This is a genomic window from Alcanivorax sp. (genome assembly GCF_051117345.1).
Classification (GTDB): Bacteria; Pseudomonadota; Gammaproteobacteria; order Pseudomonadales; family Alcanivoracaceae; genus Alcanivorax.
In genome coordinates, this window is the sequence record NZ_JBNPEC010000088.1 from 1 (window position 1) to 25,194 (window position 25,194).

General features: G+C 59.8%; 17 protein-coding genes and 1 tRNA gene. 8 read left to right on the top strand and 10 right to left on the bottom strand.

The features are described 5' to 3' along the window. Window positions 1–11: 11 nt before the first annotated feature. Both folK and folB read right to left on the bottom strand, forming a co-directional pair. On the bottom strand, window positions 12–518 hold the full coding sequence (folK, locus tag ACFE0K_RS05720) for a 2-amino-4-hydroxy-6-hydroxymethyldihydropteridine diphosphokinase (RefSeq protein WP_434535146.1): 507 nt from the start codon (window positions 516–518) through the stop codon (window positions 12–14). Continuing rightward, window positions 511–873, bottom strand: a complete 363-nt coding sequence (gene folB / locus ACFE0K_RS05725; RefSeq protein WP_434535147.1) for a dihydroneopterin aldolase — start codon at window positions 871–873, stop codon at window positions 511–513. Before folB ends, folK begins: the two co-directional genes overlap by 8 nt. 201 nt (window positions 874–1,074) lie before the next feature. Between folB and plsY the strand changes: the two genes are divergently transcribed. After that, window positions 1,075–1,665, top strand: a complete 591-nt coding sequence (gene plsY, locus ACFE0K_RS05730) for a glycerol-3-phosphate 1-O-acyltransferase PlsY (RefSeq protein WP_434535148.1) — start codon at window positions 1,075–1,077, stop codon at window positions 1,663–1,665. A 265-nt stretch (window positions 1,666–1,930) separates the two neighbouring features. Here plsY and tsaD read toward each other — a convergent pair whose 3' ends face one another. Beyond that, entirely contained in the window at window positions 1,931–2,956 is a 1,026-nt protein-coding gene (gene tsaD / locus ACFE0K_RS05735; protein ID WP_434535161.1) for a tRNA (adenosine(37)-N6)-threonylcarbamoyltransferase complex transferase subunit TsaD, read from the bottom strand. A gap of 160 nt (window positions 2,957–3,116) precedes the next feature. Here tsaD and rpsU point away from each other — a divergent pair, with 160 nt between their 5' ends. The 6 genes from rpsU to ACFE0K_RS05765 all read left to right on the top strand — a co-directional run bounded on the left by rpsU (window position 3,117) and on the right by ACFE0K_RS05765 (window position 8,367). Next, window positions 3,117–3,332 carry a 30S ribosomal protein S21 gene (gene rpsU, locus ACFE0K_RS05740; protein ID WP_035244904.1) on the top strand — a complete coding sequence of 72 codons (216 nt, stop codon included), beginning with the start codon at window positions 3,117–3,119 and terminating at the stop codon, window positions 3,330–3,332. Window positions 3,333–3,345: 13 nt separating this feature from the next. Further along, window positions 3,346–3,792, top strand: coding sequence for a GatB/YqeY domain-containing protein (locus tag ACFE0K_RS05745; protein WP_434535149.1), 447 nt, complete (start codon window positions 3,346–3,348; stop codon window positions 3,790–3,792). A 138-nt stretch (window positions 3,793–3,930) separates the two neighbouring features. After that, on the top strand, window positions 3,931–5,832 hold the full coding sequence (dnaG, locus tag ACFE0K_RS05750; protein ID WP_434535150.1) for a DNA primase: 1,902 nt from the start codon (window positions 3,931–3,933) through the stop codon (window positions 5,830–5,832). A 183-nt stretch (window positions 5,833–6,015) separates the two neighbouring features. Continuing rightward, window positions 6,016–7,920 carry an RNA polymerase sigma factor RpoD gene (gene rpoD, locus ACFE0K_RS05755; protein WP_434535151.1) on the top strand — a complete coding sequence of 635 codons (1,905 nt, stop codon included), beginning with the start codon at window positions 6,016–6,018 and terminating at the stop codon, window positions 7,918–7,920. Between the two features lie 66 nt (window positions 7,921–7,986). After that, window positions 7,987–8,063 (top strand) — tRNA-Ile (locus ACFE0K_RS05760). Between the two features lie 79 nt (window positions 8,064–8,142). After that, window positions 8,143–8,367 (top strand): hypothetical protein, encoded by a 225-nt coding sequence (locus ACFE0K_RS05765; RefSeq protein WP_434535152.1) that lies wholly within the window; start codon window positions 8,143–8,145, stop codon window positions 8,365–8,367. 65 nt (window positions 8,368–8,432) lie between these two features. Here ACFE0K_RS05765 and ACFE0K_RS05770 read toward each other — a convergent pair whose 3' ends face one another. Next, window positions 8,433–9,368: a DUF808 domain-containing protein gene (locus ACFE0K_RS05770; RefSeq protein WP_434535153.1), complete on the bottom strand. Its 936-nt coding sequence runs from the start codon at window positions 9,366–9,368 to the stop codon at window positions 8,433–8,435. A 148-nt stretch (window positions 9,369–9,516) separates the two neighbouring features. On the opposite strand from ACFE0K_RS05770, the gene ACFE0K_RS05775 reads away from it, so the two are divergent. Then, a complete protein-coding gene (locus ACFE0K_RS05775) occupies window positions 9,517–10,209 on the top strand; it encodes a 4'-phosphopantetheinyl transferase family protein (protein WP_434535154.1) in 693 nt (230 codons plus the stop codon). Between the two features lie 53 nt (window positions 10,210–10,262). Here the strand turns inward: ACFE0K_RS05775 and fhuF are convergent, their stop codons facing one another. From fhuF to ACFE0K_RS05805, 6 genes are all read right to left on the bottom strand, one after another. Next, window positions 10,263–11,012 (bottom strand): siderophore-iron reductase FhuF, encoded by a 750-nt coding sequence (gene fhuF / locus ACFE0K_RS05780; RefSeq protein WP_434535155.1) that lies wholly within the window; start codon window positions 11,010–11,012, stop codon window positions 10,263–10,265. Next, window positions 11,012–12,304 (bottom strand): lysine N(6)-hydroxylase/L-ornithine N(5)-oxygenase family protein, encoded by a 1,293-nt coding sequence (locus ACFE0K_RS05785; RefSeq protein ID WP_434535156.1) that lies wholly within the window; start codon window positions 12,302–12,304, stop codon window positions 11,012–11,014. The genes fhuF and ACFE0K_RS05785 overlap by 1 nt, the downstream gene beginning before the upstream one ends. 122 nt (window positions 12,305–12,426) lie before the next feature. Beyond that, a complete protein-coding gene (locus tag ACFE0K_RS05790; RefSeq protein ID WP_434535157.1) occupies window positions 12,427–13,407 on the bottom strand; it encodes a GNAT family N-acetyltransferase in 981 nt (326 codons plus the stop codon). After that, the gene (locus tag ACFE0K_RS05795; protein WP_434535158.1) at window positions 13,397–15,727 is read right to left on the bottom strand and encodes a TonB-dependent siderophore receptor; all 2,331 of its coding nucleotides are present in this window, start codon (window positions 15,725–15,727) and stop codon (window positions 13,397–13,399) included. Before ACFE0K_RS05795 ends, ACFE0K_RS05790 begins: the two co-directional genes overlap by 11 nt. A gap of 117 nt (window positions 15,728–15,844) precedes the next feature. Further along, window positions 15,845–21,265 (bottom strand): amino acid adenylation domain-containing protein, encoded by a 5,421-nt coding sequence (locus ACFE0K_RS05800; RefSeq protein WP_434535159.1) that lies wholly within the window; start codon window positions 21,263–21,265, stop codon window positions 15,845–15,847. A 13-nt stretch (window positions 21,266–21,278) separates the two neighbouring features. Further along, a partial coding sequence (locus ACFE0K_RS05805) for an amino acid adenylation domain-containing protein (protein ID WP_434535160.1) occupies window positions 21,279–25,194 on the bottom strand: 3,916 nt, incomplete at its 5' end.

The window sequence follows — 25,194 nt, forward strand, 5'->3', positions numbered from 1 at the left end:
GTAGCACGTAGCTACGCCTCCAGCTCCACCACCAACAATGCCGGACCGGCAAAGTCCGCTTTTTCCAGCAATTGCCGGTAGGATTTGCCGGTTTCCGGATGGATGGCGTCGGGAGCCAGGTCCACCAGAGGTTTGAGAACAAAGGCGTGCTTGAGGATTTCGTCACGGGGCAGTTGCACCCCGTCGATATCGCCGGTGAGATCGTCATAGGTGAGGATGTCGATATCCAGGGTACGGCTGGAAAATTTCTTCTCTCCGCGCACCCTGCCATGGTCTTTTTCCATATCGCGCAAGACTGCGGCCAGCTCACCTACGGACAAGGCAGTGTCGATTCCCACCACCAGGTTGTAGAAGGCATCACCGGCAAAACCCACCGCTTCGCTTTCGTACACCGGGCTGACCGCCAACTCACCGAAGGCGGCAACCAGTGCCTGCAGACCGGAGCGGATGTTGTGCTCCCGGTCGATATTGGAGCCCAGGCTAAGGTACACCCGGGCAGATTGATCCGTATTACCCATTGGGTTTTTGACCCCTTTCGATGATCACGCCCACATCCCGCGACCCACGCAGGGCGCCGGGCTTGCTCAGCCGCAGTTTCAGCCATGGCACATTGAATTCACCAATCACCAGCTGAGCCACGTTTTCTGCCAGGGTTTCCACCAGCTGGAATTCGCTGCCTTCGATAAACGCAATCACACGCTTGCCGATGGTCTTGTAGTCCAGCGCATCGTCGATATGGTCCGACGCCGCGCCTTTGCGGATATCCGCCGCCATTTCCAGATCCAGGCTGACAGTCTGACGAATACGCCGCTCCCAGTCGAAAATCCCGATAACGGTATCCACTTTCAAATCATTGATATAAACAATGTCCATACTCGCCCTCTTGGCGCAGATTTCACGGGGAAGCGACTTACCATCTTCATGAATCCCACTTTGGGTAATCAGATGTTACGCTTGCAACGCAGGCAGGCGTGTCGCCATGTGTACAATTAACGCCTGCCAAGCATGCAGAATTCGCCACCCCGGCGATGTGAAGGGAGATTATAGCCGGTGCAAGCAGGGACATTACAGGATGTGTGGTATTGGCTGCTGCCATTGTGCGTGGCCGGCTATCTGATGGGCTCCATTTCCAGTGCAATTCTGGTGTGCCGACTGTTCGGCTACCCGGACCCGCGCACCGAGGGCTCCAACAACCCGGGCGCCACCAATGTGCTGCGCATCGGCGGCAAGCCCGCCGCGGCGCTGACACTGCTGGGCGATGTGCTCAAAGGGGTGATCCCGGTGGTGCTGGCCCACTATCTGGGCATGGGCCCGTTCGTGGCCGCACTGGTGGGCACCTTTGCCTTTCTCGGCCATTTGTTTCCGGTATTTTTCCACTTCCAGGGCGGCAAGGGTGTGGCCACGGCCTTTGGCCTGTTGTTTGCCCTGCACTGGCCCAGCGGCCTGGTGGCGGGGGTCGTCTGGCTGCTGGTCTTCGCCCTCACCCGCATTTCTTCCCTGGCCTCGTTAAGCGCCTTCGTGGTGGCTCCGGCCTGCATCTTCGCCTGGCTGCCCCAGGCCTTCTGGCCCATGCTGGTGCTGTCCCTGGTGATGATCCTGCGTCACCGCAGCAACCTGCAAAAACTCCTGCGCGGGGAAGAACTGGGGTTCAGGAAGAAGGACTAGCCCCCCCAACCGTAGGAGCGTCGCTGGCGGCGCGAACCGGAACGAAGTGCAGGTAACGCCCGCTAGGGCGGCCCGCAGGGTACGCGAAGTGCATAAAACCAAAATCTGAAAAGACGGATTTACCACAGAGGACACAGGGATCACTGAGGAAAAAACCAGGTTTTTCTATGTGTGCTCGGTGCCCTCTGTGGCGAGAAGCGCTTTTGATCCTGGTCTTTTATCGCGCCGCCAGCGACGCTCCTACGGCAAGGTGGAGGCTGGCCGTTTAGAGTGATGCCAGCTCCGTCAGCGGCCAGCGCGGCCGGACCTTGATGGGTAACTCCGCACTTTCCCCCGCCTGCAGGCGCAGGGCGCCGGCAAAGGCGATCATGGCGCCGTTATCCGTACAGTACTGCGGCGCCGGGTAGTAGACGTCCACACCCCGCTTTTTCATCTGCTCGGCCAGCTTGGCGCGTAATGCCCGATTAGCACTGACTCCGCCGGCCATCACCAGACGCTTGTCACCAGTCTGCTCCACCGCCCGGCGACACTTGATCACCAGGGTATCCACCGCAGCCTCTTCGAATGCCAGGGCGATATCCGCCTGGTCCTGCTCGCTGAGAGCCTCCTTGCCGCCCAGATCGTTAATGGTGTTGAGGGTGAACGTCTTCAGGCCGGAAAAGCTCATATCCAGGCCAGGGCGGTCCGTCATCGGTCGGGGAAAGCGGAACCGCCCCGGTGTCCCTTGCTCCGCCAGGGCGGCAATACGCGGCCCGCCCGGATAACCCAACCCCATCATTTTGGCGGCTTTGTCGAAGGCTTCACCGGCGGCATCATCCACGGATTCACCGAGAATGGCGTAATCGCCCAGAGAGCGAGCTTCGAGCAACAGGGTATGGCCACCACTGACCAACAGGGCCACAAAGGGAAAGGCCGGGGCATCGGGCTCCAGCAACGGCGCCAGCAGGTGGCCTTCCATATGGTGCACTTCCACGGCAGGAATGCCCCAACCAAAGGCCAGTGCCCGGGCCACCCCGGCGCCCACCAGCAGTGCCCCGGCCAGGCCAGGACCCGCGGTATAGGCAATGCCATCAAGCTGATCCGCAGTGGTATCGGCGTCTGCCATCACCTGTTTCACCAGGGGCAACACCCGCTGCACATGGTCGCGGCTGGCCAGTTCCGGCACCACGCCGCCAAAGCGGGCATGCATCTCCACCTGGCTGTACAGGGCCTGTCCCAGCAGACCAGCATCGGTGTCATAAATGGCCACCCCGGTCTCGTCACAGCTTGATTCAATACCCAATACACGCATGATGCTCACCCCTTGAAATACGGGCGCCATGATAGCGCCGGACGACCGGATTTGCATTTATTCCTAACTCAGGTAGAATCCCCGCCCTCGCCGCACCCGGGACCACCTGAGCCCGCGGCGAATCCATATAACCCAAAGACTTTTAGGAAGGTGATTCTTCATGCCTCAGGTGAAGGTGAAAGAAGGCGAACCGTTTGATGTGGCCCTGCGCCGTTTCAAGCGTGGCTGTGAAAAAGCGGGTGTTCTCTCTGAAGTGCGTCGTCGCGAGCAATATGAGAAGCCCACTCAAGAGCGTAAGCGCAAACGTGCCGCAGCCGTCAAGCGTCACCTTAAGAAACTGCAGCGTGAGCAGCTTGCACGCAAACGTCTCTACTAAGGTAGACGTCTGAATGAGTGCGCTCAAAGAGCAGCTCACTGCAGCCATGAAAGACGCCATGCGTGCCAAAGAAAAGGCACGTCTTGGCGTTTTTCGTATGGCGCTGTCAGCGATCAAGCAAATCGAAGTAGATGAGCGCATCGAGCCCGATGACGCCCGTGTACTGGCGTTGCTCGACAAGCTGATCAAGCAGCGCAAGGACTCTGCTACCCAATACCGCGATGCGGGCCGCCCGGAACTGGCGGAAACCGAAGAAGCGGAAATCGTAGTACTCCAGGAATTCCTCCCCACCCAACTGAGCGACGCAGAAGTCGACGCTCTGATTGATGATGCCATCTCCCAGACCGGTGCCGCGGGCATGCAGGATATGGGCAAGGTAATGGGCATCCTCAAACCGCAACTGCAAGGCCGTGCCGACATGGGCGCCGCCAGTGGCAAGGTTCGCGCCAAGCTGGCCTGATCCCCACGGTCACCCAGCCTGACCGGTTTTATTCGATCCTTTTCCTCTCAACCTATACTGACTTCGTACGGCGAACGGAACTACCGCCAGTTACGGCTTTCTGTTTGAATAACCTCCCATTCTGGCAAAATCAGACCCATGGCACGCATTCCGGAAAATTTCGTACAGGATCTGTTGGCCCGCACCGACCTGGTGGAGCTGATCGATTCCCGCGTGCCCCTGAAAAAGACCGGGCGCAATTACAGCGCCTGTTGCCCCTTCCACCAGGAAAAGACCCCCTCGTTTACCGTGGCTCCGGACAAGCAGTTCTACTACTGCTTCGGCTGCGGCGCCTCCGGCAACGCAGTGGGCTTCCTGATGGAATACGAGCACCAGAGCTTCCCGGAAGCGGTAAAGCAGCTTGCTGGCCGCGCCGGCATGGAAGTCCCGGAAAGCCGCCCGGAAACCCCTGCCGACCGTCAGAAAAAAGACCGCCTGCAGTCCCTCTACGATCTGCTCAGCCGGGCCGAAAAGTTCTACTGCCAGCAGTTACGTCAAGCACCGGAACGACAAAAAGCCGTTACCTATCTGAAAGGACGGGGACTCAGCGGGGAAATCGCCAAGCGCTTCGGGGTCGGCTTTGCGCCACCGGGTTACGACAATCTGATTGGCGGTTTGTCGCTCACCGAAGCCGGCCTGGAACAAGCCCTGACCGCCGGCCTGCTGGTACGCCGGGAAGACACCGGGCGCACCTATGACAAGTTTCGCGACCGCATCATCTTTCCTATCCGTGATACCCGTGGGCGCACCATCGGCTTTGGTGGCCGGGTGCTCGGCGACGGCAAACCCAAATACCTGAACAGCCCGGAAACCCCGGTCTTCCACAAGGGGCAGGAGCTCTATGGTCTGTGGGAATGGCGTCAAAGCCGCGACCGCAGCGACCGACTCTATGTGGTGGAAGGCTACATGGACGTGATCGCCCTGGCCCAGCACGGGGTGCCCAATGTGGTCGCCACCCTGGGCACCGCCACCAGCGAAGATCATGCCCGCAAGCTGTTCCGCCAGGTCAACGAAGTGGTGCTTTGCTTTGACGGCGACAAGGCCGGGGTCCGCGCCGCCTGGCGCGCCCTGGAATCCCTGCTGCCGGCACTGGATGACGGCAAACAGGTGCGTTTCCTGTTCCTGCCGGACGGCGAAGACCCGGATACCCTGGTCCGCCAACAGGGTCCTGAAGCCCTGCGTGCACTCACCGAAAAGGCCGACGCGCTCTCTACCTACCTGTTCCGTCATCTGTCCGAAGGGCTGGATCTGGCAACGGTGGATGGCCGAGCCCGCCTGGCCCGACTGGCCCTGCCCTACCTGGACAAGCCCGCCGGACCGGTCTACCGGGCACTGCTTACCCAGGAACTGTCGCAGCTGACTCGTCTGGATAAGGAATCACTGACGCAGTTGAAGCCGGCTCCCAAACCGGCCCAGTCGCCCGCCGCCCCGTCCCGGCCCGAGCCGGACCCGCATGACGACTTCATGCCCATGGATGGCGGCGAATCGATGCCACCACCGGACGACTACTACCCGGCAGACAACCATTACTCGCCACGACCGCCCAGCCGCCCCGCCCGCTATCAGGATGGCAGCCGCAAGGGCCCCATGACCCTGCCGGAACGGCTGGTATTGGTACTGCTGGACTACCCGGATCTGGTGGAAGCGCACCCTCTTCCCGACGGCGTGGAGCCACTGCCCATGCCCCACATCGACCTGCTGATACAGGTGGCCGGCCTGTGCCGACAGAATCATGGGCCCGCCGCCCTGCTGGGTGCCCTGATGGCACTGGAACAGGGCGAAACCCTGTCCCGCCTGCTCAAGGCCAGCCTCAAACCGCCCATGCAGAAAGAGATGGCCGCACGCCTGTGGCAGGATGCCCTGTCCCAGCTGGAGGTCGCCCGCCTGGAGGCCGCCCTTCACGAAATGGAGCAGGCCGGCATTCCCGATACCGCTCAGTGGCAGGAGCTGCACAGAGCCCTGGCCGAAGCTCGCCAGCACGCCCGCCAGCCTCTCAACTAGAAAAAACACATAAATATATGATTTTCATAGAGAAACAACACTAGCAACAATTCACTGCCATCCGGCCCGTAGTCTTGCAATTACTGGCCGAAATCCCCATATACCGGTATAATACGCCGTTTTCCCACGCCACAATCCGCTAGTCAGCCACGGCAGCTAGCACGACGTTACGGGCTTTATTGCATGACGACTCAAAAGCAGCAGCAACAATCCCAGCTGAAGCAGTTGATCGCGCTCGGCAAGGAACAGGGTTACCTGACCTACGCCGAAGTGAATGACCACTTGCCGGAGTCCATTACCGACACCGATCAGGTGGAAGACATCATTCAGATGATCAACGACATGGGCATCACCGTGGTGGAAAAAGCCGCCGATGCCGATCAGTTGATGATCGAGGAAAGTGCCGACAGCACCGACGAAGTTGCCGCCGAAGAAGCTGCCGCTGTTCTCGCCTCTGTAGAGAGCGAGCCCGGCCGCACCACCGACCCGGTGCGCATGTACATGCGCGAAATGGGCACGGTGGAACTGCTGACCCGTGAAGGCGAAATCGAAATCGCCAAGCGTATCGAGGAAGGCACCCGTGAAGTCCTGCACGCCCTGGCTTTCTGGCCCGGCGCCGTGGACATGCTGATCGACGAATACGCCCGCGTGGAAAACGAAGAGCGCAAGCTCACCGATATCATCGCCGGTTACCTTGATCCCAATGATGACGGCGCCGCCGCCACCAATGCCAACAAGGAACCGACTTTCGCAGAAAAAGCCAAGAAAGCCGCTGAAGCGAAAGAGAAAGCAAAAGAAAACGGCGATGACGACGACGCTGACAAAAAAGACAGCGACGACGATGATGACGATGAAGACGAAGGTGGCCTGGATCCGGTACTGGCAGCAGAGCGCTTTGCCGAGCTGAAGAAACTGCACGAGAAAGCCGAACGCGCCCTCAAGCGCAACGGCCGTGACCATGCCAGCTCCGCCAAAGCCCTGGAAGCCCTGGCCGAGCACTTCACCCTGTTCAAGTTGGTACCGCGCATCTATGACGAAATGCTGGTCGGCGCGCGCAACAACCTGGATCTGGTGCGCAAGTTCGAGCGTCAGATCATGACCTCCGCCATCCGCCGCGGCGGCATGGATCGCCGGGACTTCATCAAACTGTTCCCCGGCAATGAAACCAACATGGGCTGGGTCGATCAGCAGCTGAAAACCAAGAAAGGCAAGACCATTGCCGACAAGCTGAGTGTCGTGAAAGAAGACATCCAGCGCGCCCAGCGCAAGATCACCACCGTCGAAGAAATCATTGGCTTGCCAGTGGGCGACATCAAGGAAATCAACCGCCGCATTTCCATCGGTGAAGCCAAGGCTCGCCGTGCCAAGAAGGAAATGGTGGAAGCCAACCTGCGTCTGGTAATTTCCATCGCCAAGAAATACACCAACCGCGGCCTGCAGTTCCTCGACCTGATTCAGGAAGGCAACATCGGCCTGATGAAAGCCGTGGACAAGTTCGAATACCGCCGTGGCTACAAGTTCTCCACCTACGCCACCTGGTGGATTCGTCAGGCCATTACCCGCTCCATCGCCGACCAGGCACGCACCATCCGGATTCCGGTGCACATGATAGAGACGATCAACAAGATCAACCGGGTACAGCGCCAGATGCTGCAGGAAATGGGCCGCGAACCGACCCCGGAAGAACTGGGCGTGCGCCTGGAAATGCCGGAAGACAAGGTCCGCAAGGTACTGAAGATCGCCAAAGAGCCGATCTCCATGGAAACCCCCATCGGCGACGATGAAGATTCCAGCCTGGGCGACTTCATCGAGGACGGCAACATGGAGTCCCCGGTGGATTCCGCCACCTCCCTGGGCCTGGAAGAAGCCACCCGCGAAGTCCTGGCCAACCTGACCGCCCGGGAAGCCAAGGTGCTGCGCATGCGCTTCGGTATCGACATGAACACTGACCACACCCTCGAGGAAGTGGGCAAGCAGTTCGACGTGACCCGCGAGCGTATCCGTCAGATAGAAGCCAAGGCGCTGCGCAAGCTGCGCCACCCCAGCCGCAGCGAACACCTGCGCAGCTTCCTGGATGGCGACCTTTAACGCTTGAAAAAAAATGCCGGCCCCCGAATAATCGGCGGCCGGCATTTTATTGTCCTTCCGTTTTTCGGGCCTATAGCTCAGCTGGTTAGAGCAGTCGACTCATAATCGATTGGTCCCAGGTTCAAGTCCTGGTGGGCCCACCATTTCCCCTGTTATTCCTTCCCCATCTCTCTCCCTGACGACGCTTAACGGCGGCCGCCTCCTGGCAGCCTGGCGTGGCCCATGGATCCGTTTTACCCTGCAGGAAAGATTTCCACTCAGGCAACACTCGGAGCCACCGTGGACGGCAAAAAAATATCGCTGAAATCCTGGGATGCCATCAAGCATGAACTGAAACGCCAGGGCAAAACCGACGCGTTGAGGGAGCTCGAAAGCGCCCTCGAACAAGACCAGAAAATCCGGGCTCTGAAACTGGCCAAGGCCCATGGACTCCTGTTGGAGCAATGAGGCCCGGATTGCATCTCCCCGTCCTGCGTACAGACAGGGAGTGATGGGCTATCACTGCGCTGAATTCAGTGAGCGCTCGTTTCTTTTCCACGGAATGTCGACACGCTGGTCACTACCAGCAACACCAGAGCACCCGCAACAATCCCGCCTACCAGGTTGATCAGCAACGGCACCAGCCAGGACACGGCGCCGGCCATTTCCTGAAGAGAATGAATCCAGTCATGGGAGCCAGGGATACCGTGCACCAGAATCCCGCCACCCACCAGGAACATGGCAGCGGTGCCAACCACGGACAGGGTCTTCATCAACCACGGCGCCACGGTCAGAATGGCTTTCCCGAAGGCAATACGGGCCCCTGCAGCGGTGCTGTCCGTAGGGGTCTGCATCAGATGCTGACCCGCATCGTCCAGCTTCACGATGCCCGCCACCAGTGAGTACACGCCCACCGTCATCAATATTGCAATGGCGCAGATAGCCGCCACCTGTACGCCAAAAGTGGCGCTTTGCACTGCCCCCAGAGAAATCACGATGATTTCCGCCGAGAGAATAAAATCCGTGCGGATCGCCCCCTTGATCTTGGACTTCTCGAAGGCCACCAGATCCACGCTTTCATCACTGACCGCCTGCAGGCGCTGCTGATGCTCTTCCTCCTTCGCATCGCGGCCATGCAGAAACTTGTGGAGCAGTTTTTCACAGCCCTCATAACAGAGGTAAGCGCCCCCCACCATCAACAGCGGCGTAATCAGCCAGGGCAGAAACACACTGATCAGCAACGCGGCCGGCACCAGAATCAGTTTGTTGACGAAAGACCCCTTGGCCACCGCCCAGACCACAGGCAGTTCGCGGTCTGCCTTCACACCGGACACCTGCTGCGCATTCAGCGCCAGATCATCCCCCAGCACGCCGGCGGTTTTCTTTGCTGCCACCTTGGTCATTACCGATACGTCATCGAGAATGGTGGCAATATCATCTAGCAATGCCAGCAAGCTGGTTCCGGCCATGAGGCTCTCCTTTAAATAATCGATACGTCTGCGCGCAGATACTGCACCGAGTCTACCGGCACTTACCACGCAACGCACCGCGAACCCGCCCCCTCTTTATGCCGCGAGTTTGCTATAGTGCAGCAAAGCCATCGACAGCCCATAAATCATGCCGGAATATCAGCGCCCACAATGCCTATCCAATATTCATCGCGAGGAAATTGCCGATGGTCTGGTCCGTGTTGGCTGCCACTATCAAATCGAAAAATTGCGTGATGACAGCTTCCTGCGGGCGGATATTCCTTTACCCACCACGCTGACATCCTCGGTCGACAAGCGCAAAACCGAATACCTGGCTGGGCGTTGGTGCGCCCGGGAGGCGCTTCGAACTCTCGGCTTCGAGGGGGTGCCAGGCATGGGCGCCGATAGAGCCCCTACCTGGCCCGGCGGTACCGTGGGCAGCATTACCCACAGCAAGGGCGCGGCAGAGGTCATGGTGGCCGATGCCCGACACTGGCTGGCAGTGGGAGTGGATACCGAGCAATGGCTAACCGCAGAACGCGCAGACCGCTTGTGCCGTGAATTGCTGACCAGCGAGGAAAGGGACAACCTGAAAGGGCTCACCCCGATACAACGGGCCAACCGGATCACCTTGATTTTCTCTGCCAAGGAAAGCCTGTTCAAGGCGCTCTACCCCCTGACCGGCAAACGCTTTTACTTTCATGACGCCGCCCGCCGCAACCCGCGCTCGCTCACCTTGCTGACAACGCTGACAGCGCAATGGAAACACGGTACCGAGGTGCCCTTTCGCTGGCGGGAACGTCAGCAGGGAGTGCTGAGCTGGATTGCGCTGCCGAGGTAACTGCCGGTGTGGCCTTCCCTGGCGGTGACAGGCCGGAGCCCGAGCAAGACGCCCTACGCAAGTACACCCGAGACGGTCTGTCCCTTCTTGCAAAGACGAGGGCAATCTTCACACAGGGGCATATCCGGCAGACGAAAGCGGATGCAGCAGGTACGACGAACAATCAGGGTGCTGCCGGTATTCTGGTTCACCCGCTCCCGGTAGGCGCCGGCTAACGGATTGGCGGAACCATCAGCGAAGGTTTCGCATTCCAGAATCGCCTTGCCGGGTTCCCACATCATTGCCGGTAATCCGGCCTTTTCCAGCTCGGCAATAAACCAGCGGATGTAGCGGCCGGCATTACTCCACAAGACGCGGGGTGACAGACCCAGTGCCTGCTGCCAGCCGTTGATGACCGTTGCCATGTTCTCTCTGAGCAGGGGCTCAAAACGGCTCAACGGATGTCCACCAATGGATACGCCATTCCCCTCGTTTTCCAGAACGAAGCAGGCAGGCAGACCTTCCGGATTCAACTCGATATACATGCCCTCCGGATTCACCGGCAGCGCACGTTGCAGAACCAGATTGGCCCCCAGTACCGGCGGCACCAGGTAGAGGAAATAATACTTGCTCCAGATCGAGAGCAATGCCCGCTCGTCTTCCGTTTTCAGATCAGCGCGGAAACGATGGAGCTGCCGACGCAACACCCCCGGATCAAACAGATCGACCAGAGGGAGCGCCGACTCCCTCGTCGCCGCCACTCTCAGCATCGGGGCATAACTGGCAAAAGCCCCCTGGAACAAGGGGGCCAGGGAGGGAATCATCAGCTGGCGCAGGCAGCAGCGGCAGGACGGTTTTCCCGTCGCAGCAGGGCATCCACCACTTCCTGGGAGCGCACCGCCAATACCGACAGCAGGGTATCGCTCAGCCCATGGGTTTCTTCGCAGCAGCCCTGCAGAAACACATTGGCATGACACCCTTCTGCCATGGGCAGCCGGTAACAGCGCTCGATCCCATGGGGCGACAACCAGTCACTCATGGGTGCCAGCAGACGCTCATGGCCATCACGGTTATAGCCGGTGGCCAGCACCACGCCATCGTACTCTTCCACCTGCTCGGCACCGGTATCCTTGTCGCGCAGAGTCATCTGTACCGTCTTGCCATCATTGACCACGGCCACGATATCCCGGTTGGACAGATAACGGTGCTGCTCATTGCCGGTGATTTTCTGCAGATACAGGCGCTCGTAGATTTGCTCGATCTCTGCCATATCCACCACCGCATAATTGGTCTGGCTGAATCGCTGCAGAAAATCACGGCGTTCGGCTTCGGGACGACCGTAGATGGTATCCGTGAAAGCCGGATCGAAGATTTCGTTCACGAAGGCACTGTCATCGGAGGGATGCAGGGCCCGGCTGCGGGAAACCAGGTCCATGTTGCCGCGAGGATACTGATTCATCAGGTCGAGGTAGATTTCCGCCGCACTCTGGCCAGCACCGATCACCGCAATCCGCGGCGCTTCATGACGACCAAAACGTTCATATTCATGCTTGTAGCGAGAAGAATGGACCATGTTGTCGCCCATCTTGCCGGCAAACACCGCCGGTATACGGGGGTAACCGCCGATGCCGATCACCAGATTACGGGTAAAGACTTCCTTCTCGCTGCCATCTGCCTGGCGGGAACGGATACGCACCCACTCCACTTCACCGCCCCGCGTTACCGGCTCAATGGCGATGACTTCCTGCCCATAGTGCACCCGATCGCTGAACTGGTCCGCGGCCCAGCGCATGTAGTCGTTATATTCCACCCGGGTCGGGAAGAAGGTGCCCATGTTGATAAAGGAATCCAGTCGGTGCTGGTCGTGCAGATAGTTGACGAAAGTGAAACGGCTGGCCGGGTTGCGAAGCGTGGCAAGATCCTTCAGGAAAGACACCTGCATACGGGTGCCTTCCAGCAACATGCCGCCATGCCATTCAAAGCGGGGCTGTTTTTCCAGGAAACAATACTGCAGACCATCCAGCTCGGCCTGCTCTTCCAGGGCAATGGCAATGGCCAAATTCGCCGGGCCAAAGCCGATACCGACAACATCATATTCCTGAGAGTGAACGCTCATGGGGTCGTCCTCAATGTTACAACCTGAATCCGTGGATTCAGGTTGGGTTATCCAATCACCAGCATGAAATTCATGCCAGCCACCTGCTGCCGGATAGTGGTGGGCAGCGCGCCATGGGATTTTCAGCTCAGCTCGCAACGCTCAAAGAAAGCATCACGATGCAGCACCATCAGGGCTGCGCGCTTGTGCGGAAAATCAAACTCCTTTGGCTTGGCAAAACGCCTGGCTTGAAGGTGTTGAATCATCCTGTCGTTATCCGAACGGGGCTCGGACACGATCCGCCGGGTTCGGCAGTCATCGAGAAACAGATAGTGGCAAAGCGCGTTAAGCCACGCTTTCACCTTGTGGGGCCCACGGTGGTGTTCTTCGCCCACCAGCATATGGATGCCCCGATCAAAATCGTCCGCATCGTAATAGGGAGCAATGCGGTCTTCCTTGGTCCAGTACGCCTCGAAATAGGCGAACGGCTCATCGTCAATACAACCCATCAGGTTAAGGACACGCGGGTCCTTTGCCTGGGTTTCCAGGTAGTGGCGATGCTCTTCCAGCGTGCCACTCTGTTCCCAGAATGCTGCCACCCGCTGGCTGTTCTGCCAGCGCATGAAACGCTCCAGGTCGGTATTGATGTCAAGCATGCGCAATGACACCCAGGCCTCAATGCCATGGTCATAGCGCCGATAGACCTCACCGGTCGGCTTGGCCGGGCGCACCGGATGGCGCCGCCCACTGGGGTCCATCGCCATGGTGACCGGATAAGGTCTGTCCAGGCGCATCGGTAACCAGTCATCCGGCAACTGCCAGAGCATGTCCCGCTCCAGCACATAGCCTTCATCGTCATCCTGAACCATGAACCCCGCATGGAAGTGGTCATCAAACCGCAGCGAGCTCACCTCAGGATGCGTCACAAAAAGGGCATAGGCGGCCCGGCGCAGCAACGCCGGGTCGTCTATGGATTGCTGAACTGTGCCACCCTTTTCATCAAGATGGACGGCCAGCAGCTCCTGATCATTGCACTGGCAAAGCCACTGATCATGCTGATCAAACACATCCAGTCGCTGCCCGTTGGGCAGCGGGATGGATTGGTGTTGGGACTTACCAGGCATAGGTCACGCTACCGATAACGTTGCGACGATCACCGTACCAGCAGAAGTAACCTCCACTGGAGCAGGTAGCCACATACTCCTTGTCCTCGAGGTTTTTAGCTGCCACTTGGAACTTGAAGTCCTTCCAGCGATAACTAACCGTTGCGTCCCAGAGGGTAATCGAGGGGACATCCAGGGTTTCGTAATTCCCACCGTAGGTCTTGCCCACATAGCGGACACCACTACCTACCGAGAACCCGCTTATGGGACCATCTAGGAAACTGTACTTGGCCCACAACGATCCCAGAGTATCCGCTACCTGTTCCGGACGATTCCCGACCTGGTCAGGATCACCGTTTTCACGAATTTCAGGGTCCATGAAGGTAGTGTTCGCCAGCAGGCTGAAACTTGGTGTGATATTAGTCACTGCTTCCAGTTCGATACCACGATTTCTCACTTCACCAATTTGCGTCAGATTGACACCAGAACCGCTGGGCATGTTTTCCTGGGTAATCTGGAAAACCGCTGCATTGAAGTAACCATCCACACCTTCAGGCTGCAACTTCAGGCCAAGCTCTACCTGGTCACCTCTGATCGGTTTTGCGAGCTGGTCACTATCCTGAATTTGCTGAATACCAACGGGTTGGAAGAATTGCGCATAGCTTGCATACGCAGTCAGATGATCCCCGAAGAGATAAGCAAGTCCTGCTGAAGTGCTCCACTCTTTCTCTCGGGATTCATATTCCACCCCGGAATCTTCATTCTCGAATTCCTGCTTGGCATGGTCATAACGCGCACCAAGCAGCACAATGAAGCGGTCATCGATTTTCATCTGGTCTTGGATATAACCACCAACCTGATACGAATCGATGGTGCGAGTCTGGCGATCACTTTCTGACAACCGTCCGAAAGTGCCGCTATTGAGCAGAACCGGGTTTGTCGAGTATCGGGGGTTATAGACGTCGAAGGTAAAGTCATCCAAAGCCCCGACACCCGGGAGGGGAACCGTTACAGAGCTGTTCCCATCGGCCAGGATGGGATCACTGGCGTAGTCCTTACCTTCAATGGAGAGATCCTGGTAATCGACCCCGACCAACAAAGTGTGGTCGATATTGTTAAAGCTCCACTTGTGGATCAGACGGTTATCCACCGTCCAGGTATCGGCCTCACCATCTTCAGTGCTGACGCCACGGTAAATGTCACGGCGCTCGCCGGCAGGGTCCAAGAAAAGCTGCCCTACAGGAATCCTGCCACCCATGCCGTCCGGAACAGAAAGATCTTCCGTATAGCCCAGTGAATAGGCCTGCATCAAGTCAATATCGATATGACCGTAGCGGACACTTTGCTGGAAACTGGTCTGGTCACTGAACGCGTGGTCCAGCTGATAGCCCAGTGTGTACTGTGTACGATCAAAGCGTTCGAAATCAGGATTGCCTACTGCAGTTTCATCTGAGATATAACCGTTTTTGTTACGCTCGATGGTTCCCTCGCCAGGCAAAAACTGCAGATAAGGATCAGAGTCGTCCTTTTGGTAGGTTGCCAACAGGGTCAGGTCTGTCTTGTCACCGAGATTCAACTTAAAGGATGGAGCAAACAGGGTACGTTCCGCTTCCAGATCATCAACCTGGGTACCATTTTCACGGGCCAGAGCCACCATGCGGAAAGCATGGCCATCTCCAACCGGAGCCCCCACATCCACGCTGAGCTGTTTGCGGTCGTAGCTTCCATACTCCACACCAACAGAACCGAAGGAATAGTCCTGCGGTCGTTTGCTTACCAGGTTGATAACCCCCCCCGGAGGAGTCTGCCCGTAAAGAACAGAAGCGGGGCCACGCAGGATTTCTACCCGCTCTAGGGAGAACGGATCAATCTGCCAGCTATAAAAGCCATCAGAGTAGGTACGAGTGCCATCACGGTACAGACCGGCATTGGCCTGCTTGAAACCGCGAATAACAAACCAGTCCTGCTTGTTGTCCTCACCGTAGAAATTCGCCTGGATGCTCGGGGTATACTGCAACGCATCAGCTACACTGATTGACGCCCGGTCATCCATTTGTTCGCGGGTTACAATAGAAACTGAGCGTGGCGTTTCCCGAACCGGTGTGTCGGTCTTGGTCGCTGTCAGGCCGCGCTGGCCCACGTAGCCAAAGTCATCACCACCATAAACGTCTTCACGCTGCTCGGCGCTGACCTCAATGGTCTGCAGTTCTTCCTGATCGGAAGCCGCCTCTTCCTCTGCCCATGCCGGTGTGGCAGCCATGGCCACGGCAATGGCAAGTGCTAAAGGGTGGCGACTGGGCTGGAGGCCCTGGCTAAGTCCCTTGCTGATCCGATTCCCCATGATGGTTCTCCCAATGTCCGTAACAAACATAATAATAGGAATGATTCGCATCCGCATTATACAGATTGCCAAGCTGCAGACCAGTGCACATTTCTTTCTGTTTGTTTGGTGTTTGGGTCAATCGGTCGAGGAGACACAGCCCGCCAAGATGGCTGGCAGAACGTCCAACAGAATGTCTTTCCTGACAATGCCCAGATGGTCCGCCTGCAGAGTCTCGCTATGCCGCAGGCGGGCGAAGGCCTGCAAACCGGTACGCAGGGTCTCCGCTCGCCCCTGAGGTTCACTGGCCCACCAGCTGTGTACCGGCGTGCCCAGGCGCGGTAACTGATATCCCCAGCACAGGCCTCGCAGGTGCTGCTCCACTGCCCAGGCATGCAGCAACTGGGCGGCGCTATCTGCCGCCATGGGCTCCACTGACTGCTCCTGCATCCAGCGGCGAAAGATCTCCGGCCATTGTGCCGGGACGCTGTCACGGAAGCGGTCGATGCAGATATCCAGCGCCTTGGCAGACATCATCGGCAACAACATGGCCAGATGCTCACGCAGTTTCTGTTGCGCCTCAGGAGCGGTCCATTGATCTTCCGGAACCTCATGACCTGGCACATAGGTATCCAGCAGACCGATAAAGGCCACCGTCTCGCCCCCCTGCTCCAGCCGTTTGGCCAGTTCCATGGCCAGGGCGCCACCTAGCGACCAGCCGAGCAGGTAATAGGGACCCTGCGGCTGACTCTGGCGCAGGGTGCGGTAATAACGCTCCGCCATTTCTTCCAGGGAAGGGTCGAACCAGCCGTCTTCCAGGAAGCTGCGCGACTGCAACCCTTTGACCTGCCACTGCCCTTCCAGGGCGGCGGCAATGGCCTGATAACCGGTAACGCGACCGGTCACCGGATGGGGACACCACAGCACCGGTGCTTCCGGGCTGTGATTCAGGTCTGTCACCAGGGCCGGGTCGGACTGAGCCTCGCGGGGAGCATCGGCCAGGGCCAACAGATCCAGCAGTGCCTGCCGGTAACGGCCGCACAGGTGCTGGATCTGCTGGCTGTCGTAATGGCTGGTGGCGTAATCCCAGACCAGTTCCAGCTTGCCTGCCACCACCTGACCGTTGATGGCCAGCGGCGCCGCCATGGGGTTGCTGTCCGCCTGGGGATTACCACCGCCGGATAAAGGAGTGAAGCCCTGGATCAGGGCGTCGTCGTGATACTGGCCAAGATAGTTGAAGGTCACCGGCGCATCCGCGCTACCGTTAAGCGGGTTGTCGGTGAGATTCTCTGTGGAATAACGCAAGACGCCATACCCCACCCCTCCGTCGGCCTCGGTCTGCTTGAGCTGCCGGGACACCGCAAACAGGTTCTGTCGTGGGTCCTTGTCGAAGGGCAAGGCCAGCGGGTAAAGGCTGGTGAACCAGCCCAGGGTACGGCTCAGATCCAGACCGGGGGCCAGGCGGCTTTCGCGGCCGTGGCCCTCCAGGTTGATGACCAGGTTGGCCTCTGTTGCGGATCGCGCCGCCAGCGACGCTCCTACAGCGGGGGAGCTCAAGGTGCGGGCAAGGGCTGTCAGCAATAATGTGGGGACAGTCACCCCCAGCTTGGTGGGTGCATCCTGCAGCAGCCGTCGGGTATCGGCCTTGTCCAGTGACAGAGCCGCACTCTCCTTTTCCCCGTAGGTGGGCAAGGGGCTGCCGGTCTTTTCCGGTTGCTGCCCCTGCCAGAACGGCAAGCGTTGCTCCCCCTTTTCTTCCAGCCACTGCTGCAGGGCCCGGTGCCAGTCGGCCAGATTATGGGTGCGTTCCGGCAGGGCAATCGTGTTGCCGGCCAGTGCCTGCCGATAGGCATTGAGCAGATCCTCAAGCAGTATCCGCCAGGACACGCCGTCCACGGCCAGGTGATGAATGACCAGCAGCAGTCGGTCCGGTTGCGATGGGGCACGGACATACAGGGCGCGCAGCAATTCCCCGTTTTCGATATCGAGGCTTTGCTGAGTCTGCTCGCAAAGCGCCGCCACCGCGTTTTCATCTGCGGCCTCACGCCACCAGAGCAGTTCTCCGGGGGCTGTCTCCACGGGCAGGCACTCTTGCTGCCAGTCTTTGCCCTGACGGGTAAACCGCAGGCGCAGGGCATCATGCTGGCGGTACAGAGCCTGCAAGGTAGCCTCCAGGGCCTGTTGGTCCATGGGCGCATCCAGCGCCAGCCACAGGTGCTGGTTCCAGTGGCTGGGGGCCGGCGGGTTCAGGGAGAAGTAATGCTGCTGAATCGGCAGCAACGGCACCGGCCCCTGCAAGGGTTGCTGGGAAATGGCCAGGGCCTCGGCGCTCATCGCCACGGCAGCCAGGTCTTTCAGCACAGGCTGTTCGAACAGTTCTTTGGGGGTGAGCGCCAGCCCCTGCTGACGGGCACGGCTGACCACCTGCAGGGCGAGAATGGAATCGCCCCCCAGGGCGAAGAAGTGATCGTCACGACTCACCGCTTCCATGCCGAGCAGTTGCTGCCAGATGGTGGCCAGTGTTTTTTCGTTTTCCGTTTGCGGGGCCTCGCCCTGACTGGCGGTTTGCCACTGGGGTTCCGGCAGGGCTTTTCGATCTACCTTGCCTGCCGGGGTCAGCGGCAGGGCTTCGAGCGTTATCAACTGGCTGGGCACCATATAGTCCGGCAGGGATGCCGCCAGCTTATTGAGAACATCGCCGGTACTGATAGGCCCCCGGGGCACGATATACCCCACCAACCGATCGCCGGCCGGGGACGGTTGGGCAACCACAACGGCTTCACTAATCTGTTCCTCCGCCAGCAAACGACTTTCGATTTCTCCCAGCTCGATGCGGAAGCCGCGAATCTTCACCTGCTGGTCCACCCGACCCAGGTATTCCATGACGCCATCGTCGCGGAACTTCACCAGGTCACCGGTGCGGTACATGCGCTCGCCCGGCTCACCGAAGGGATCGGGCAGGAAGCGTTCCGCCGTCAGATCAGAACGACCGTGATAACCCCGGGCCAGGCCCACTTCGTTACCGATATAAAGTTCACCGGCCACACCGGCGGGTACCCGATTGAGATCCTGATCCAGCACATAGAGTTTGCGCGGCCCCACGGCGGTACCGATGGGGGCGTAGGCACTGGTCAGGCTGTCGCCTTCATAGGCAGACCACAGCATCGGAGTAACCACGGTTTCGGTGGGGCCGTAACCGTTAATGATCCGCTGCGGTTTCAGCACCTGCTGCATGCGTTCGAAGGTTTCCCGGGTGAAGGCTTCGCCTCCCAGGGTCCAGGAGCGTACTTTCAAGTCCGGCTTTTCCTGCTCAATCCAGTCCAGCAGTGGGCCCACATAACTGGGCGGGAAACAGGCAACGGTGACGCCTTCTTTTTGCAAAACGTCGCAGCATTTTTCCGCGCTCCACAGTGCCTGATCGCGAATGACAACACGGGAACCAAAGGCCAGCGGCACCGTCCAGCGCTCCACCGCGCCATCGAAACTGATGGAGGCAAATTGCAGTTCCACGTCGTCCGGGGTCATGCCGTAGCGCTGGCCAATGGTCTGCACATGCATGGACAAACCGCCATGGGTCAAGGCGACCCCTTTCGGTTTGCCGGTGGAACCGGACGTGTAGATGACGTAGGCAAGCTGGTCCGGGTGCGGTTCGTTATTCAGGTTGTCTTTGTCGTAATCGTCTAGTGACAGCGTCTCCACGAGCACCGGGGTCACTGCGTCAACAGCAGGCAGGCGTTCCACCAGATCCGACTCGGTCACCAACAACCTGGCGCCACTGTCTTCCAGCATGTAATGCAGGCGGTCTTTCGGGTAACCCGGGTCCAGCGGCAGGAAAGCCCCGCCAGCTTTCATCACCGCCAGGAAGGCTTCGATCATGGTGACGCCCCGCTCGAAGGACACGCCTACCACATCATCGGTTTTTACCCCCTGCTCGATCAGGTAACGGGCCAGTTGATTGGACCGCGCTTCCAGCTCGGCAAAGGACACCCGGGTATCACCATGCACCAGGGCAATGGCATCACCTCGCTCCGCAGCCTGTTGTGAAAACAGGGAGACAAAACTGTCAGGCGCCCACTCACCACTGCCCTGCCCCCACGCTTCCAGGTGCGGCAGATCCGCGTTGGCCACCCCGATCGTGCCCAGACGGCGCTGCCCCTCGACAAAGCTTTCCAGCACCTGGGCCATGGCCTGCTGAAGCCGTTTTGCGGTTTCACCATGAAAGCGGTCCGCCGCGTAGGTCAGGGTCAATGCCAAGGAACGGTTATCGTCTTCGTGCACATCCAGCGCCAGGTCAAAGAGCGCATGGGGCACCCCCTGCGCCAGTGGCGTGATGGTGACCGCCTTGTCCAGGTGACGGCTGCCGCCATCGCGACGCTGGTAGTTGAACAGCACCTGGAACAGGGGTGTTTCACCGGGTTCTCTTTTCGGTGACAGGGACGCCACCAGTTGATCAAAGGGCAATGCCTGATGGGCCTGGGCATCCAGCATGGTCTGGTGCAGCTGGCTCACCCAGTCATTCACGGTCATGGTCGCATGGGGTTTGCCGCGCACCACCAGGGTATTCACGAAGAAGCCCACCAACGCTTCCACTTCCGAGCGTTCGCGATTGGCCACCGGTACCCCCACGAGAATATCCCGACGACCGCCCACCGCCGCCAGTGCCCATTGCCAGGCCGCCAGCACCACGGTGAACAGGGTGGTGTCGTTATCCCGGGCCAGTGTTTGCAGCGGCGTTTGCAGAGGGTGTGGCAAGGTCCACTGCACGCTGGCCGCCTGCCGCAGCGCGTTTGTTTCCGGGTTGTGATCATGGGCAATCAACAACGGCGGTTGCACACTTCCCTGTTGATCATGGCCGAGCTGTTCCCGCCAATAGGCAAGCTGGCGATCCCGTTCACCGGCATCCAGCCAGGCCTTTTGCCACAGGGCATAGTCCGCGTACTGAATCGGCAAGGCGGAGAGCGGGCCATCAGCCAGGTAGGCGCGGGCCAGGTCGGCAAAGAACACCTCCATGGACCAGCCATCGGAGACCAGGTGATGCATGACCAGTTGCAGCCGCCACTGCTGGTCGGCGATCTGCAGCAATTGCACGCGCAACGGGTTGTCCCGTTCCAGCACGAAGGGACGGCGGGCATGTTCATCGGCCAGGGTCTGGTGGGCCGTGTCATCCAGGGCGCGGGTATCGCGTTGCTCCACCGTCAATGATGGGGCGCGAACGACCTGTACCGCCTCGCCGTCCTGCTCCACAAACCCCGTGCGCAGCACGTCATGTCGGTCAACCACGACATCCAGCGCTCGCAGCAGGCGTGCCTTGTCCAGCGGGCCATGCAGTTCAAAGGCGGCGGTAAGATGGTAGGCGGTGTTGTCCGGTTCCAACTGGTAAATCGTCCACAGCCGTTGCTGAGCCGGCGCCAGGGGAAGGCGGGCCGGGCGGTGGCCGGACACAATCGGCAGGCGCTCGAACGGAATACCCTTCTCGCCCAGCTTCTGCAGAAAGAGTGTCTGCTTGCTTTCGTCCAGCGCCATAAAGCGCTGGGCCAGCGCCACCTTGTCCAGGCTCATACCTTACTCCGGGTCATAAATCTTCCAGGTCATCCAGCAGATCCGCCATGGCGGCAAGATCGTCCTGCTCCTGTTGTTTCGCTTCGCCGTTGTGCTCGTCCACCAGCGCCGCCAGGGCCCGCAAACTGTCTGCCTCGAACAGGGCACGCAGGGGAACCTCCACGCCCCAGCGATCGCGCAGGGCGGCAACGACGCGGGTGGCCAGCAGGGAGTGGCCACCCAGGGCAAAGAAGTTGTCGTCGAGACCCACCCGGGACTGGCCCAGCAATTCTTCCCCCAATATTTCTTGCCAAAGCGCAGCCAGTTGCTGCTCGGTGTCGGTCTGCGGCGCGCGGTACTCGCGAGCCTGCCATTGCGGGGCCGGCAGGGCCTGGCGATCCAGTTTGCCGTTGGGCGACAGGGGCATCTGCTCAAGTACCATGAACAGGGACGGCACCATGTAATCCGGCAAGGCACCGGCCAGGGCCTGCTGCCAGCCATCCCGGTTGTCGGACTCGCCAACGACATAGGCCACCAGCTGATCCCCCGCCTCGCTGTGATGGGCAACCACCACGGCGTCATCCACATCCGCCTGCTGCTTGAGCTGCTTCTCGATTTCACCCAGCTCGATACGCAGGCCGCGAATCTTCACCTGATGATCGAGACGGCCCAGGTATTCGATAATGCCGTCGGCCCGCTGCACCACCTGATCGCCGGTGCGGTACATTCTGCTGCCCGGCTCCGCAAAGGGATTGGGAATAAAACGATCCGCCGTCAGGTCCGGGCGACCGAAGTAGCCGCGGGCCAGCCCCACCCCGGCCAGATACAGTTCACCGGGAACACCCCGTGGCACCGGATTGAGATCGGTATCCAGCACATGGAGCTGGATATTGCTGATCGGCGCGCCGATGGGGACGGTATGCCCGCCCTCTCCCTCTACCTCCAAAGGAAGACACTGCCAATAACTCACATCGATGGCGGCTTCCGTGGGGCCGTAAAGATTGTGTAGCTGTAGATCATCGCGGGCGGCGAAAGTCTCTTTCTGCAACGCCATGTCCAGCGCTTCACCACTGCAGATCAGTCGTTTCAGATGCGGCAGGTTCCGCATCCCGGTGGCCCCCACAAAGGCCTTCAGCATGGACGGCACGAAGTGCAGCGTGGTGACACCTTCATCCGCCATCACCTGCTGCAGCCACTGCGGATCGGCATGGGCCTCCGGCGGCGCCACGGCCAGACGTGCTCCCACCATCAATGGCCAGAAGAATTCCCACACGGACACATCGAAACTGAACGGCGTCTTCTGCAAGACACAGTCGCTGTCATCCAGGGGGTAGGCGTTCTGCATCCACAGCAGGCGATTTTCCAGCGCCGCCTGGGTATTGAGTACACCCTTGGGCCTGCCGGTGGACCCGGAGGTGTAGATCACATAGACGGCCTGGTCCGGGTGCCATTGCACCGCCGGCGCGGTGTCCGGCTGATCGCTCACATCCAGCTCGTCCAGGCACCACATGGGCACGGCTTCCGGCCAACTCGCCAACAGGCTGCTATGGGTCAGCAACAGGGCCGGCGAGGAGGCGTCGAGAATGTAGGCCAGACGGTCCTGCGGGTAGGACGGGTCCAGCGGCACATAGGCCCCACCGGCGCGGGTAATGGCGAGAATGCCGATCACCAGTTCCAGCGAGCGCGGCAGGCCGATGGCCACGCGCACGTCTTCCCGGACGCCGGCCCGCCGCAAGCGGTTGGCGAGCCGATTCACCTTGCGGTCCAGTTGTCCGTAGGACAGCTGCTGTTCGCCCATGGTCAGGGCGATGGCGTCCGGCGTGCGGGCCGCCTGCTGGCTCAGTCGCCTGGGCACCGCAGTAAAATCGCCCCAATCTTTTCCGGTGCGATTAAAGTCCTGCTGGGCGATAACTTCGTCGGCCGTCAGCAGATTGATATCCGCCAGGGATTGCTGCGGGTTGTCCAGCAGGGCATCCAGCAAACGCGCAAAATGCTGACGCAACCGGGCGATGGTTTCCGGTTTGAACAGGGCGGTGGCGTAACCGATAAAGCCCTGTAGCTGTTCGTCGTCTTCGAGAATATCCAGCGCCAGTTCGAACTGGGCACCGGCCGCACCGGGATCGAATGGCGTAATCACCGCTTCCGGCCACCGGGGGGCGAAGGTGTCACTGAGCCGCTGATGATTGAACACCACCTGGAACAGCGGATGGCGATCCAGATTGCGGTCCACGCCCAGGGCCTCCACCAGCACTTCGAACGGCAACGCCTGACGGCCCTGGGCCTCACCGATAAATTGCTGGGTCGCCGCCACGTTGTCCGCAAAGGATTGTGGCGCGTCATACGCCGCCGGAATCACCAGGGTATTGATAAAGCAGCCCTGCAGGGTTTCCGTTTCCGCGTGCAAACGCCCGGCCACCGGCACACCCACACGCACCTGTGACTGGCCGCTGTAACGGTGCAGCAGGGTTTGCCAGACGCTTAGCAGCAAGGTGGACACGGTAGAACCCAGCTCTGAAGCGCGCTGCTTGAGAGCGGCCAGTTGCTCATCGCTGAAGCTGATGGCCTGGCGCGCACCGCCGGTATTGCCACCGCGCGGGAAATCCGTGGGCAGGGCCAGCGGCTCGCCACCGTCGCCCAGTTGTTCCACCCACCAGCGGGTCTGTTCGGCCGCGTCCTCACTCTCCAGCCAGTGTTGTTGCCAGGCGGCATAATCCGCGTACTGAATGTCCGCCGGCCAGGCATTCAGAGCTTCACCCTGGTGAGCGCGTTGATAGAGATCACCGAGTTCCGCCAGCAGCAACTGCATGGAGACGCCGTCACCGATGATGTGATGCTCCACCAGCATCAGGTGATAACGCTGCTCGGCCAGTTTCACCACCAGAACCCGCAACAGGTTGTCATTGGCGAGATCGAACGGTTTGTGCAACACCGCTTGCTGCACGTCTTGCGCCGCTGCGTCCGGTGACGCTTCAGCGGACAGGTCGCGCCAGTCCAGCTCTATGGATGCCGTTTCCAGGATCCGCTGACGGGGTTCTCCACCCGCGTCCACAAAACGGGTGCGCAGACTTTCGTGGTTGGCGACCAGGGTATCCAGCGCCCGTTGCAGGGCATCGCGGTGCAGTTCGCCCCGAACGTCCAGACCCAGCGGCATGTGATAGGCGCCGTTGTCCGGCTCCAGTTGCTGCACAAACCACAGGCGGCGCTGGGCGGCGGAACAGGGCAAATCACCGTGGCGAGGTACCGGGCGAATGGCCGGCATGGCCGAAACCGGCTGACACAGGGCCGCGCACTGTTTGAGTAACGGCTGTTCGAAAATACGGTTAAGTGGCAGGTCCAGCTGATGCTGGTGACGCAGACGGTTGACCATCTGTACCGCCAGCAGGGAGTGGCCACCCAGATTGAAGAAATGGTCGTCACGACTGACCCGGGTAAGGCCCAGCAATTCTTCCCAGATGGCGGCCAGCATCGTTTCGTTTTCTGTTTTTGGCGCCTCGCCTTCACTGCTTCCTTGCCACTGGGGTTCCGGCAGGGCTTTTCGATCTACCTTGCCCGCCGGGGTCAGCGGCAGGGCTTCGAGGGTCATCAGCTGACTGGGCACCATATAGTCCGGCAGGGATGCCGCCAGCTTATTGAGAACATCGCCGGTACTGATAGGCCCCCGGGGCACGATATACCCCACCAACCGATCTCCGGCAGGAGATGGCTGGGCAACCACAACGGCTTCACTAATCTGTTCCTCCGCCAGCAAACGACTTTCGATTTCTCCCAGCTCGATGCGGAAACCGCGAATCTTCACCTGCTGATCCACCCGACCCAGGTATTCCATGACGCCATCGTCGCGGAACTTCACCAGGTCACCGGTGCGGTACATGCGCTCGCCCGGTTCGCCAAAGGGATCGGGCAAAAAGCGTTCCGCCGTCAGATCAGAGCGGTCGTGATAGCCCCGGGCC